Raw genomic sequence first — 12345 nt, forward strand, 5'->3', positions numbered from 1 at the left:
CTTGACGGACCCGCACGAACTCCAGGTGGTCAACCCCGCCACGGAGGAACTCCTCACCACCGTCCCCGCCGCGAGCGAGGACGACGTGGCCGCCGCCGTAGCCCGCGCCGCCCGCGCCCAGGAGAGCTGGGCCGCCCTCGCCCCCGCCGACCGCGCCCGGCTGCTGCGCCGGTTCGCCGACGCCGTCGACGCGCACACCGAGGAGCTGGCCCGCCTTGAGGTCCGCGAGGCCGGTCATACGATCGGCAACGCCCGCTGGGAGGCCGGCAACGCCCGTGACCTCCTCCTCTACGCGGCCGGCGGCATCGAACGGCTCCTCGGCAAGCAGATCCCGGTACCCGGCGGCTGGGACATCACCTTCCACGAGCCCCTCGGCGTGGTCGGCGTCATCGCCCCCTGGAACTTCCCCATGCCCATCGCGGCCTGGGGCTCCTTCCCGGCCCTCGCGGCAGGCAACGCGGTCGTCCTCAAGCCCGCCGAGACCACCCCGCTCACCGCGCTCCGCCTGGCCGAACTCGCCCTGGAGGCGGGCCTGCCCGAGCATCTCTTCCAGGTGCTGCCGGGGTACGGCGGGACCGCCGGACGGGCTCTCGTTGAGCACCCCGGTGTCGCCAAGATCGTGTTCACCGGGTCCACCCGCACCGGCCGCGAGGTCATGGAACGCTGTGCCCGGCAGGTCAAGCCGGTCACCCTGGAGCTGGGCGGCAAGAGCCCCAACGTCGTCTTCGCCGACGCCGACCTCAAGACCGCCCTCGACCCCTTCTCCTTCCTCGACAACTCCGGCCAGGACTGCTGCGCCCGCACGCGCATCCTCGTGCAGGAGGAGATCTACGACGAGGCCCGCGCCTTCCTCGCCGACGCGCTCGCCGCCGTGGTCGTGGGCGACCCCGCCGACGAGAAGACGCAGATGGGCCCGCTCATCTCCCGCGCCCAGCTGGACCGCGTCCGCTCCTACGTCCCCGACGACGCCCCCGCGCTGCGCGGCACCGCGCCGGACGGGCCCGGGTTCTGGTTTCCGCCGACCGTCCTCACCGACGTACCGCCGGACGGTCCGGCCGCCCGCGAGGAGATCTTCGGGCCCGTCGCCGTCCTGCTGCCCTTCACCGACGAGCGGGACGCGGTCCGGCTCGCCAACGACACCCCCTACGGGCTCTCCGGGTCCGTCTGGACCCGCGACCTCGGCCGCGCCCTGCGGGTGACGCAGGCCGTCCGCGCGGGCAACCTGTCCGTCAACTCCCACTCCAGTGTCCGCTATTGGACCCCGTTCGGCGGCTTCAAGCAGTCCGGGCTCGGCCGGGAACTCGGCCCCGACGCCCTGACCGCCTTCACCGAGACCAAGAACGTCTTCATCAGTACGGAGGGCCCCGCACAGTGACCGAGAACCCCGTCTGCCGCCGCCTGGTCGGCCGTACCGCCGTCGTCACCGGAGCCGGCAGCGGCATCGGCCTCGCCACCGCCCGCCGGCTGGCCTCCGAGGGCGCGCACGTCGTCTGCGCCGACATCGACGAGGCCGCCGGAAAGGCCGCCGCCGAGGAGACCCGCGGACTCTTCGTCAAGACCGACGTCACCGACCCCGAGCAGGTCGAGGCGCTCTTCCAGGCCGCCTTCGACACCTACGGCAGCGTCGACATCGCCTTCAACAACGCGGGCATCTCGCCGCCCGACGACGACTCCATCCTCGACACGGGACTTGAGGCGTGGAAGCGGGTCCAGGAGGTCAACCTCACCTCCGTGTACCTGTGTTGCAAGGCCGCCATCCCCTACATGCGCCGCCAGGGCAAGGGCTCCATCATCAACACGGCCTCCTTCGTGGCCCGGATGGGCGCGGCCACCTCCCAGATCTCGTACACCGCCTCCAAGGGCGGCGTGCTCGCCATGTCCCGTGAACTCGGCGTGCAGTTCGCCCGCGAGGGCATCCGGGTCAACGCGCTGTGCCCCGGACCGGTCAACACCCCGCTGCTGCGGGAGCTGTTCGCCAAGGACCCCGAGCGGGCCGCCCGCCGGCTCGTCCACATTCCGCTCGGCCGGTTCGCGGAGGCCGAGGAGATCGCCGCCGCCGTGGCCTTCCTGGCCAGCGACGACTCCTCCTTCGTCAACGCGAGCGACTTCCTGGTGGACGGAGGAATCTCCGGCGCGTACGTAACACCGCTGTAGCACAAGGGTGTACGGTCCCCGTCCTATGCGACAGCTTCTCGCCTGGACCCTGGCCGCGGCCGCCGCCCTGGCGGCCGCCCCGCCCCTCGCCCCCACCGCCGCGGCAGCCGACTCCAACTGCCCGAGACTGAGCACCAGTTGGTACGGCGACAACCGCGCTCGACTGCAACACGTCATCGACACGTACGGCACCTGCTCCGGACACCGGGGCGCGGTCGCCGCGTTCGACTGGGACAACACCGTCACCAAGAACGACGTCACCGACGCGACCATCTCCTGGGCGCTGCGTCACGACGTCCTGCTCCGCCCGGCCCGCTGGAAGGACACCAGCGCCTGGATGACCGACGCCGCCGACCGCGCGCTCACGGCGGCCTGCGGCACCGGCGCGGGCGTCCCCCTGCGGACCTCGAAGCTTCCCCGCTGCACCGACGAGATCCTGGAAATCCGCGAGAACGCCAAGACGATGAGCGGTGCCCCCGCCTTCGCGGGCACCTGGAACCACCGGCACACCGTCCCGCAGTACGCCTGGGTGCCCCAGCTCTTCGCGGGCCGCACCGTCGGCCGGCTCACCTCCTACGCGAGCGCCGCCCGCCGCGAGGCCCTCGCCGCCCCCATCGGCGCCACCCGCACGCTCGGCACCCACACCGTCCCCGCCTACGTCCGCTACTACGACCAGCAGCGCGACCTCGTCCGCACCCTCCAACGGGCCGGATTCCGCGTCTACATCGTCTCGGCCGGCTCCGAACCCGTCACCGAGGTCTGGTCACGCCCCATCGGTATCGACGCCGCGCACACCATCGCCATCCGCTCGGTCCTCGACCGCCACGGCCGCATCACCTACGCCAACGAGGGCTGCGGCGGCGTCCCGGCCGGCAAGGGCACCGCGATCCCGTACATCGACGGCAAGCGCTGCTGGATCAACCAGGACATCTACGGCATCCACGGCCCCGACGCCTGGAAGAAGCAGCCCGCGGCGAAGCGCATCGCGATCGGCGGCGGCGACGCCGACACCGACGTCACCTTCGTCGGCGACGCCACCGGCGCCCACCTCGTGCTCAACCGCAACAAGGCCGAGGTGATGTGCCGGGCCTACGACAACGCCGACGGCCGCTGGGTCGTCAACCCCATGTTCATCGACCCGCTGCCCCGCAAGACCGACCCGTACCCCTGCTCCACCACCGCCTACAACGCCCCTGACGGCAGCCGCACTCCGGTGCTGCGGCCGGACGGCTCGGTGGTGCCGGACCAGGCGGACACCGTCTACTGACGTATGAACAAGGCCTATTGAGGGAGCGTCAGAGGAAGGTGTGCCCCTCGCCCCGGTAGGTGGGCACGGTCGCCGTGACCGTGTCCCCCTCCAACAGGTGCAGTACGTCGAACCGTTCGCACAGCTCGCCCGCCTTCGCGTGCCGGAACCACACCTTGTCGCCGATCAGCAGATCGTCGGCGGGCGAGCCGAGCAGCGGGGTCTGCACCTCGCCGGCGCCCTCCTGCGGGTCGTAGCGCAGCCCCTCCGGCAGATACGGCTCCGGTAGCCGGTCCCGGCCCGCCGCGCCGGACGCCGGATAGCCGCCGCCCAGCACCGTGACGACCCCGACGCCCGGCCGCCGTACGACGGGCAGCGCGAACAGGGCGGCCGGACGGCCCCTGAAAGACGTGTAGTTGTCGAAGAGGCGGGGCACGTACAGCCCCGAACCGGCCGCGATCTCGGTGACCGCGTCCTCGGCGGCCGTGTACTGCACACTGCCCGTGCCGCCGCCGTTGACGAACTCCAGCTCCGGCGCCACCGCCCGCACGGCACGCACCGCAGCCCCGCGCCGCTCGGCCAGCTCGCGGCGCGCCGCCGCCTGCATCAGCCGGATCGCCCGCGAACGCAGCGGCCGCCCGGCCAACGCGTCCCCGACCCCGGCGACATGACCCTCGTACGCCATGATCCCCACCAGCCGGAACCCCGGCCGCCGCGCCACCGACCGTGCCAGCTCGGCCAGTTGGGCGGGGGAGTGCAGCGGGGAGCGGCGGGCGCCGACGCGCACGCGGCCGCCCAGCAGCTGCAGCGAGGTGTCCAACTCCAGGCAGACACGTATGACTTCGCGACCGCCCTCGCGGGCCGCGTCGATGAGGTCCAGCTGTGCCACGTCGTCCACCATCACCGTGACGGCGGCGGCCGCCTTCGGGTCGGACGCCAGCTCCGCGTACCCCGCGCGGTCGGCGGACGGATAGGCCAGCAGCACGTCGTCGAACCCGGAGCGCGCGAGCCACAGCGACTCCGCCAGCGTGAACGACATGATCCCCTGGAAGCCGTCCCGCGCGAGCACCCGCTCAAGGAGCGCCCGGCAGCGGACCGACTTGCTGGCGACCCGTACGGGTTTCCCCTGAGCCCGGCGCAGCAGGTCCTCCGCGTTGGCGTCGAAGGCGTCCAGATCCACGAGGGCGAAGGGGGCGTCGAGAGCGGCGGTGGCCCGGTCGTACCGGGCCCGGTCGGCGGCACGCGCAGTCATGACGGCAGCCTGCCAGACGCGATTACCACAGGGTAGGGGGACGTTCCGGGCAGATGCCTCCGGGGCGCCGACTGGTTCCGTCCGAAGCCGGGGCAGCCCGTAGAGTGACGGGCACGTACGGCGGAACGCCCCCGGTCGCCTCGGCTGAACAGGGATGCCCGTCCGGCCGTACGGGTATGCGTGCCCGGACGGAACTCGCCCGCCGGGCCGGCCGACCATTCAGAACGGCCCGCGCACGAGCAGTCGGCCCGGGCAACAGGAAACGGGGGGTGCATGAGCACGGAAGCGCGTCGCGCCCCGTCCTCCGAGGCCGACGACTCCGGCAGTGCGTCCACGGGTACGACCGAGAGCGGTGTGGTGCGGGAGCGCGCCGAGGCCGAGCGCTCCGTGTTCACCCCGCGCCCGCGCGCGGAGAGGAAGCCGACGGCCACCGTGCCCGCCCCGGACGCGCCGGCGAGCCCGCCTCCGCCGCCGGCCTCGGCCCGCTTCCCCGATGCGCCGCCCGGCGCGAACCGGGTGGGGGAGAGGGCGCCCTCGCGCCCGGCCGAGCGGGCCGGTGGCCAGGCGCGCCCCGCCGCGCGGGCTGCCGCGCCGACGGCCCCTGCCACGCCGACGGCCTCTGCCGCACCCACGGCCCCCGCCTCGCCGCCCCCCGTTGCCTCGCCGCGTCCCGCCGCGTCGCCGCCTCCCGTCCGGCAGCCCGTCGCTCCCGCCGAGACGCCCGAGGAGACCACGACCCGGCTGCGTCCCGTGCCGCCCGCCCCCAAGGTGCGCGAGGTGTCAACTCCCGTCTTTGGTAACGGAGTTGCCGCAGCCGCTAGGGCGCAGGCAGCCCCCACGGCCCCTGCTGCCCCCGCGCCCCCCGCCTTCACCGCCCCCGACTCCCGTACCGCGTGGAGCCCCACCGCCCCCGCCCCCTCGCCCGACCCCGCCTACTCCTGGACCGCCGGAGCGCCCACGTGGTCGCTCGGGACGTTCGGGGAGCCGGAGCCGTTCGACGGGACGAAGACCTCCGGGGCGATGTCCTGGATGCGGGGCCGTGTCGTAGGCGCCGCCGTCTGCGTCGTCCTCGGGCTCGGGCTCATCGGCGGTGCGGCCGTGGGTAGTTGGCTCACCGGGGAGGAGAGCGTGCCCGCGCCCGCGAGCGCCTATGAAGCCGCCGGCGGCCTCTGGCACAGTGTGCCCGTGGACACGCTCTTCCCGCCCACCCTCGACGGCAAGGGCGCCGGACCCGGCGGCGCCGACCGCACCTGGACCCGCGTCGCCGTCGCCCCCGACAGCGGCTGCGCCGACGCCTTCGACCCGCTGCTGCGCAAGGCCCTCGCCCCCGTCGGCTGCCGCAGACTGCTGCGCGCCACCTACACCGACGCCACCCAGAGCTACGTCACCACCGTCGGCCTCCTCTTCACCAAGGCCGACCCCGCCGCCATGACCTCGCTCGCCAACCGCTTCCGCGGCGAGCACCTGGACCGGCGCACCGACCTGCTGCCCCGCCCGTACGCCGCCAAGGGCACCGCGGCGGCGGAGTTCGGCGATCCGCAGCGCGCCAGCTGGACCATCGACGTGCTCACCGACGCCCCGGCCATCGCCTTCGCCGTCTCCGGCTGGGCCGACGGCCGCACCGTCGACGCGCCCCAGCCCGCGGCGGACGCCGTACGCGCCGGTGCCACCACCGCACCGGCCCAGGCGGGCCTCGGCAACGAGGCACAGGGCCTGGCCGACCGCGTCGAGCGGCGGCTGCGGCAGAAAGTCGGACCGGCCACGGAGAAACCCGCATGAGGCGCCCCACCCGCACCGCCGAAACCGTCAGCCCCGCGCACCCGGGCCGCTCCCCGCGCGCCGCCCGAACCCTGCGCGCCGCCCGTGCCGTCACCCGTCCCGCGCTGAGCCTGCTCGCCGCCGCCTCCCTCGTCCTGCTCCCGGCGACCGCCGCCCACGCGGACGGCATCCGGGCCCAGCAGTGGGGCCTGGACGCGATGCACCTGGACGAGGCGTGGCGTACGACCCAGGGGCAGGGCGTCACCGTCGCCGTCCTGGACACCGGGGTGGAGGACGACCACCCGGACCTCGCCGGGAACGTGCTGACCGGCAAGGACATGATCGGCTTCGGCGCCGGACCCGGTGACCGCGCCTGGGCCCGGCACGGCACCGCGATGGCGGGCATCATCGCCGGGCACGGCCACGGACCCGGGAACGCGGCCGGGGTCATGGGCGTCGCGCCCAAGGCCAAGATCCTCCCCGTACGGGTCATCCTGGAGGACGGCGACCCCGCCCGCGCCAAGGCCCGCACCACCCGCGCCAACGCGCTGGCCGAGGGCATCCGCTGGGCCGCCGACCACGGCGCCGACGTCATCAACCTCTCCCTCGGCGACGACTCCGACTCCGCGCACCCCGAGCCCACCGAGGACGAGGCCGTGCAGTACGCCCTCGGTAAGAACGTGGTCGTCGTCGCCTCCGCGGGCAACGGCGGCGAGAAGGGCGACCACGTCTCCTACCCGGCCGCCTACCCCGGCGTCGTCGTCGCCACCGCCGTGGACCGCTACGGCACCCGCGCCTCCTTCTCGACCCGCCGCTGGTACGCCACGGTCAGCGCGCCCGGTGTGGACGTCGTGATCGCCGACCCCGATCACCGTTACTACGAGGGCTGGGGCACCTCGGCCGCCTCCGCCTTCGTCTCCGGCGCGGCGGCCCTGATCAAGGCGGCCCACCCCGACCTCACCCCCGCCCAGGTCAAGAACCTCCTGGAGGACACCGCCCGCAACGCCCCGGCCGGCGGCCGCGACGACTCACGCGGCTTCGGCATGATCGACCCGGCCGCCGCCCTCAAGTCCGCGACCGGCCTCAAGGCCCAGGGCCTCAACTCGACGGCGTACGGCGGCAAGTACTTCGGCGCCGGCCCCGACACCCCCAAGTCCGCGACCAGCGCGACCGACTGGGCGGCCCCGCTCGCGGGCGGCACGGGCGGGGTCCTCCTGGTGGCGGCGGCGGTGCTGTGGCGCACCCGCCGCGAGAACAACACCGGGAGCCTGATCCCCTAGGGGGTTTCCATGTCCCACGTGCTTCCGGGCGTCTCCGGGGTAGGAGTCGCTGCCGGTGCCGGACCGCCGGCGACGACGGAGACCACGGAGAGGACGGCCCCGTGACCGAATGGCAGCTTCCCGAGACGTTCCCCAGCACGTCGGGCGATGTCCGCTGGGGGCGCCTCGGAGACCCCGGCCGGAACCCGGTCGTGCTCCTGCACGGCACCCCCTTCTCGTCGTACGTCTGGCGCGGTGTCGCCCGCGCGCTCGCCCGCCGCCACGAGGTGTTCGTGTGGGACATGCCCGGTTACGGGACGTCGGAGAAGGCCCCCGGGCAGGACGTCTCCCTGGCCGCCCAGGGCAAAGTCTTCACCGAGCTGCTGGCGCACTGGGGCCTCGCTGAGCCCCTAGTGGTCGCCCACGACTTCGGGGGCGCCGTCTCCCTGCGGGCGCATCTGCTGCACGGCGCCCGCTACCGCGCGCTCGCCCTGGTCGACCCGGTCGCGCTGGCCCCCTGGGGGTCCCCGTTCTTCCGGCTCGTGGGCGGGCACCCCGAGGTCTTCGAGCAGTTGCCGCCCGCCCTGCACCGGGCGCTGGTCCGTGAGTACGTGAGCTCGGCCAGCAGCCCGGGCCTGCACCCCGCCGTCCTCGAACGGCTCGTCGAACCCTGGCTCGGCGACCCAGGCCAGGCCGCCTTCTACCGCCAGATCGCCCAGGCCGACCAGCGCCACACCGACGAGATCCAGGACCGGTACGGGGAGATCGGCATCCCGACGCTGGTGTGCTGGGGCGAGGACGACACCTGGATCCCCGTGGCGAAGGGACGGGAACTCGTCGCCCGCGTCCCGGGCGCGCGGCTCGAACCCATCGCCGGGGCCGGACACCTCGTCCAGGAGGACGCCCCCGCCGAACTCACGTCCCTGCTCGCCGACTTCCTCCAGCGGAACACCCAGGCCGCTACGTGTCCGTGGTGAACGCCGACACCGCCGCCCCCGCCGCCGACTCCACCAGCGAGATCCCCTTCGCCTGGCTGGCCGTCCCACTGGACAGCACCGCGACCAGGCAGAAGGTGCCGTCGGACGCCCGTATCCGGCCGATGCTGTTCACCACCCACAGGCCCGTCGTGCTGCGGGGCAGCCAGCCGTTCTTCAGGGCCGTGGTACCGCCGGAGGCGGCCGCCGAGACGCCCCAGCGCTGATCGGCGTGCACGGACTCCATCAGCTCGCGGAGGTACGCCCGAGAGGCGGCGCTCAGCAGCGAGTCGGTGCCGAACACCTGCTGAAGGAGGGTGAGTTGGTCCGCCGCCGTCGTGCGGGTCAACCCCCACAGCCCGTCCGCGCCGGCCGAGGTCTCCGCCATCCCGAAGCGCTTGTTGGCCGTGTCGAGCCCGTCCGCCCCGCCGATGACGTGCCACAGCGCGCTCGCGGAGGCGTTGTCGCTGGCCTCGATCATCTGCACGGCGTACGCCTTCTCCGCCGCCGTCAGACGCCGGTCCTCGTCCTGCGCCCGGAGCAGCAGCGCGGCGAGGATGTCCACCTTGACGATGCTGGCGGTGGCGAAGTCCGCCTCGCCGTACACCGCGCTCTGCCCCGAGTCCAGGTCGAGCACCGCCGCCGACACGGCCGCGCCCGAGGGCACGTCCACCGCCTTCATCGCCTGGGCGAGCAGCGCCGTACGGTCCACGGCGGGCTGCGTCACGGGTTCCACCGAAGCCTCCTCCTCGACCGCCGGGGACGAGGCCGACGGCGACGCCGACGACGATACGGCCCGCCCGCCGTCGTGCGCCCGCGCCTTCACATAGACCGTGCCGCCCGCCGTCACCCCGCCGATCACGACGGCCACCAGCGCGGCGTACAGCAGCGGACGGCGGCGGGCACGGCGGCGACGGCGGCCCGTGCCGCCCCGGGAGGACTCCATGCCGCGATGCTGGGGGCGCGGACTGTGCGTTCCGTTAGGCGGACGTGAGAGCCAGGTCAGCGAATCCCGGCTTCCTGTGAGCCCGGTGACGAACGGGTTACCGCGCGGCGCAAACCCACCGACTTCCCCCGGCCCCGCCCCCGCTAGGCTCGGGCACCGTGGCGAACAAGAACATTCCCGACCCCGGTTTCTCCGACGACGACGGCTCCGCCGACCCCCGGCTGACCGCCGCGCTCGCGGCCTGGGCCGAGGACCGAACCGCCGTCGGACCCGTACTGGAGGCCCTGAAGGGCGCCCGGCTGCTCGTGCCCGTCGTCGCCGTGCTGGGCGAGGTCGAGGAGGACAGTGAGGAGGGGCACGAAGCTCCTCGGAAGGGCGGTGGTGAGCGCCGGGGCGGCGGGCTGCGCCGGGAGAAGACCAGCGACATGGCCGTGCCCACGCTGAAGGCGCAGGGCCGCACCGCGCTGCCCGCCTTCACCTCCACGGACTCGCTCGCCCGCTGGGACGCCGCCGCCCGGCCCGTCGCCGTACCGCTGCACCAGGCGCTCCAGGCCGCCGCGCACGAGAAAGCCGACACGGTCGTGCTGGACCTGGCCGGCCCTGTGCCCTTCGAGCTGACCGGACCCGCGCTGCTCGCGCTGGCGGAGGGCCGTACCAGCGTCGATCCGCTCGCCGACCCGGCCGTACGGGACGCGGTACGCGCCGCCGTGGCCGCCGAGCCCGCCGTGCTGCGCGCCCACCTCGGTCCCGGGCAGGCCGACGGCACCCTGGCCCTCGTGCTCGACCCCGCCGCCGCTCCCGCCGAGGCCGCCCGCGCGGTCGCCGAGCGGCTCGCCGGTGACGACACACTGAGGGCCCGCCTGGTGCGCGGCCTCGACCTGGCACTGCTGCCGGCCGGGACGACGCCTCCGGGCGAGCCCTTGTATGTACGCGACTGACGGCTAGCCGTACACCGGACCGGTGTACTTCTCGCCGGGACCCTGGCCCGGGTCGTCCGGGACCAGGGACGCCTCGCGGAACGCCAGCTGGAGCGACTTCAGGCCGTCGCGCAGCGGGGCCGCGTGGAAGGAGCTGACCTCGGTGGTGCTGGCGTCGAGCAGACCGGCGAGCGCGGTGATCAGCTTGCGGGCCTCGTCCAGGTCCTTGTACTGCTCGCCCTCCTCGCTCAGCCCGAGCTTCACGGCGGCGGCGCTCATCAGGTTGACGGCGACCGTGACAATCACCTCGACGGCGGGGACCTCGGCGATGTCGCGCGTCATCGCGTCGAAGTCGGTGTTCTCAGGAGGGGTCTCACTCATACCCCACACGATAGGCGGCGGGGTCGCGCGGGCTTCGGGCCGGGCACGATTACGGCCGGCCGGGCGTTCCCCGGTCAGTGTCGGCAAAGCCAGGATTAGTGCCGGCAAAGCAAGCCTGCTAACCTGGTATCCGACCGGCCGGACAAGCACGCCCTGCGGCGAGCGATCCGGCCCACAAGTGGAGGCTTCGAACTCCCACCTGACCGCCCCTGGGGCGGCGGGTCACCGGTCAGACGGACCGCGGCTCTGCCGACGGCGTCCGTCCGAAGCGCGCCCCGCGACCATCGCGGCGGTGTTCCGGTAGTTCGAGGAACCCGCCTGTGATCGTCCGGGGCATTTTTTGTGCTTCGGCGCGGTTAGGTCTTACGAACACAGACGTTACGCGGCTGTCCGCCAGACCGCCGTGTGGTGCTACCGAGGAGGATCCATCAGCGCCGAGCCCCGCATCAACGACCGGATTCGCGTTCCCGAGGTGCGACTTGTCGGTCCCAGTGGCGAGCAGGTGGGCATTGTCCCGCTGGCCAAGGCACTGGAGCTTGCGCAGGAGTACGACCTGGACCTGGTCGAGGTCGCGGCGAACGCCCGTCCGCCCGTGTGCAAGCTCATGGACTACGGGAAGTTCAAGTACGAGTCGGCCATGAAGGCCCGTGAGGCGCGCAAGAACCAGGCGCACACGGTCATCAAGGAGATGAAGCTCCGGCCGAAGATCGACCCGCACGACTACGACACCAAGAAGGGTCACGTCGTCCGGTTCCTCAAGCAGGGCGACAAGGTCAAGATCACGATCATGTTCCGTGGCCGTGAGCAGTCCCGCCCCGAGCTGGGCTACCGACTGCTGCAGCGCCTCGCGGAGGACGTCCAGGACCTCGGGTTCGTCGAGTCGAACCCGAAGCAGGACGGCCGAAACATGATCATGGTCCTCGGTCCGCACAAGAAGAAGACCGAGGCGATGGCCGAGGCCCGCCAGGCTCAGGAAGCCCGCAAGGCGGACGCGAAGGCCAACCCCGGCAAGTCGCAGAACGCCGCGGACGCCGACAGCGTCGAGGACGCCGAGAGCGTCGAGGCTCCTGCCGAGGACGCCGCCGAGGCCCCCGCCGAGGCGTGATCCCGGGGGCGCGAGCCCCGGGGAACAACCCCACACAAGAGCGACGCTCCACCGTGCCCGGTTTCACGACCGGGCACCGGAGCGCCACCGACGAGGAGATAACGGCGCTATGCCGAAGAACAAGTCGCACAGCGGTGCCAGCAAGCGCTTCAAGGTCACCGGCTCCGGCAAGGTGCTCCGTGAGCGCGCCGGCAAGCGCCACCTGCTCGAGCACAAGTCGTCCCGCGTGACGCGCCGTCTGACCGGCACCGCCGAGATGGCCCCGGGCGACGCCGCGAAGATCAAGAAGCTTCTCGGCAAGTGACGCCTCGGCGCTGACCAAGCGCCGTACGTCTTCACCGGGACCCAATCGT

Annotated in this window: 12 protein-coding genes; 9 read left to right on the forward strand and 3 right to left on the reverse strand. The window is 73.2% G+C overall.

Going from position 1 to position 12345, the window contains the following annotated elements; all coding sequences use genetic code 11:
• Position 1 precedes the first annotated feature (1 nt).
• The 3 genes from AB0898_RS05095 to AB0898_RS05105 are packed head-to-tail and all read left to right on the forward strand — an operon-like array spanning position 2 to position 3421.
• Positions 2 to 1375, forward strand: coding sequence for an aldehyde dehydrogenase family protein (locus AB0898_RS05095; RefSeq protein WP_366801439.1), 1374 nt, complete (start codon positions 2 to 4; stop codon positions 1373 to 1375).
• Positions 1372 to 2154, forward strand: coding sequence for a 3-oxoacyl-ACP reductase (locus AB0898_RS05100; protein ID WP_366801440.1), 783 nt, complete (start codon positions 1372 to 1374; stop codon positions 2152 to 2154). Before AB0898_RS05095 ends, AB0898_RS05100 begins: the two co-directional genes overlap by 4 nt.
• Before the next feature lie 25 nt (positions 2155 to 2179).
• The gene (locus AB0898_RS05105; RefSeq protein ID WP_366801441.1) at positions 2180 to 3421 is read left to right on the forward strand and encodes a haloacid dehalogenase-like hydrolase; all 1242 of its coding nucleotides are present in this window, start codon (positions 2180 to 2182) and stop codon (positions 3419 to 3421) included.
• 28 nt (positions 3422 to 3449) lie between these two features.
• On the opposite strand, the gene AB0898_RS05110 is transcribed toward AB0898_RS05105, so the two are convergent.
• The gene (locus AB0898_RS05110; RefSeq protein ID WP_366801443.1) at positions 3450 to 4652 is read right to left on the reverse strand and encodes an amino acid deaminase/aldolase; all 1203 of its coding nucleotides are present in this window, start codon (positions 4650 to 4652) and stop codon (positions 3450 to 3452) included.
• A 273-nt stretch (positions 4653 to 4925) separates the two neighbouring features.
• On the opposite strand from AB0898_RS05110, the gene AB0898_RS05115 reads away from it, so the two are divergent.
• The 3 genes from AB0898_RS05115 to AB0898_RS05125 all read left to right on the forward strand — a co-directional run bounded on the left by AB0898_RS05115 (position 4926) and on the right by AB0898_RS05125 (position 8646).
• Entirely contained in the window at positions 4926 to 6431 is a 1506-nt protein-coding gene (locus tag AB0898_RS05115; protein ID WP_366801444.1) for a hypothetical protein, read from the forward strand.
• Positions 6428 to 7690, forward strand: a complete 1263-nt coding sequence (gene mycP / locus AB0898_RS05120; protein ID WP_366801445.1) for a type VII secretion-associated serine protease mycosin — start codon at positions 6428 to 6430, stop codon at positions 7688 to 7690. Before AB0898_RS05115 ends, mycP begins: the two co-directional genes overlap by 4 nt.
• Before the next feature lie 101 nt (positions 7691 to 7791).
• On the forward strand, positions 7792 to 8646 hold the full coding sequence (locus AB0898_RS05125) for an alpha/beta fold hydrolase (RefSeq protein ID WP_366801446.1): 855 nt from the start codon (positions 7792 to 7794) through the stop codon (positions 8644 to 8646).
• On the opposite strand, the gene AB0898_RS05130 is transcribed toward AB0898_RS05125, so the two are convergent.
• Positions 8630 to 9589 carry a serine hydrolase gene (locus AB0898_RS05130; protein ID WP_366801447.1) on the reverse strand — a complete coding sequence of 320 codons (960 nt, stop codon included), beginning with the start codon at positions 9587 to 9589 and terminating at the stop codon, positions 8630 to 8632. The genes AB0898_RS05125 and AB0898_RS05130 overlap by 17 nt on opposite strands.
• A gap of 158 nt (positions 9590 to 9747) precedes the next feature.
• Here AB0898_RS05130 and AB0898_RS05135 point away from each other — a divergent pair, with 158 nt between their 5' ends.
• Positions 9748 to 10527 carry an SseB family protein gene (locus tag AB0898_RS05135; RefSeq protein WP_366801448.1) on the forward strand — a complete coding sequence of 260 codons (780 nt, stop codon included), beginning with the start codon at positions 9748 to 9750 and terminating at the stop codon, positions 10525 to 10527.
• 3 nt (positions 10528 to 10530) lie between these two features.
• On the opposite strand, the gene AB0898_RS05140 is transcribed toward AB0898_RS05135, so the two are convergent.
• Complete coding sequence (locus tag AB0898_RS05140) at positions 10531 to 10887, reverse strand: DUF1844 domain-containing protein (RefSeq protein WP_366801449.1); 357 nt, start codon at positions 10885 to 10887, stop codon at positions 10531 to 10533.
• A gap of 403 nt (positions 10888 to 11290) precedes the next feature.
• Between AB0898_RS05140 and infC the strand changes: the two genes are divergently transcribed.
• A complete protein-coding gene (gene infC / locus AB0898_RS05145) occupies positions 11291 to 11992 on the forward strand; it encodes a translation initiation factor IF-3 (protein WP_366801450.1) in 702 nt (233 codons plus the stop codon).
• A gap of 109 nt (positions 11993 to 12101) precedes the next feature.
• Positions 12102 to 12296 (forward strand): 50S ribosomal protein L35, encoded by a 195-nt coding sequence (gene rpmI, locus AB0898_RS05150; protein WP_018549118.1) that lies wholly within the window; start codon positions 12102 to 12104, stop codon positions 12294 to 12296.
• Positions 12297 to 12345 lie beyond the last annotated feature (49 nt).

Origin of the sequence: Streptomyces sp. NPDC005435 (assembly GCF_040703155.1) — a bacterium.
Classification (GTDB): Bacteria; Actinomycetota; Actinomycetes; order Streptomycetales; family Streptomycetaceae; genus Streptomyces.

Bases quoted from the DNA above. Each gene is read 5' to 3' on its own strand.
- AB0898_RS05105 (WP_366801441.1), top strand. From the start codon at position 2,180: ATGCGACAGCTTCTCGCCTGGACCCTGGCCGCGGCCGCCGCCCTGGCG.
- rpmI (WP_018549118.1), top strand. From the start codon at position 12,102: ATGCCGAAGAACAAGTCGCACAGCGGTGCCAGCAAGCGCTTCAAGGTC.
- AB0898_RS05110 (WP_366801443.1), bottom strand. From the start codon at position 4,652: ATGACTGCGCGTGCCGCCGACCGGGCCCGGTACGACCGGGCCACCGCC.
- mycP (WP_366801445.1), top strand. From the start codon at position 6,428: ATGAGGCGCCCCACCCGCACCGCCGAAACCGTCAGCCCCGCGCACCCG.
- AB0898_RS05115 (WP_366801444.1), top strand. From the start codon at position 4,926: ATGAGCACGGAAGCGCGTCGCGCCCCGTCCTCCGAGGCCGACGACTCC.
- AB0898_RS05130 (WP_366801447.1), bottom strand. From the start codon at position 9,589: ATGGAGTCCTCCCGGGGCGGCACGGGCCGCCGTCGCCGCCGTGCCCGC.
- AB0898_RS05140 (WP_366801449.1), bottom strand. From the start codon at position 10,887: ATGAGTGAGACCCCTCCTGAGAACACCGACTTCGACGCGATGACGCGC.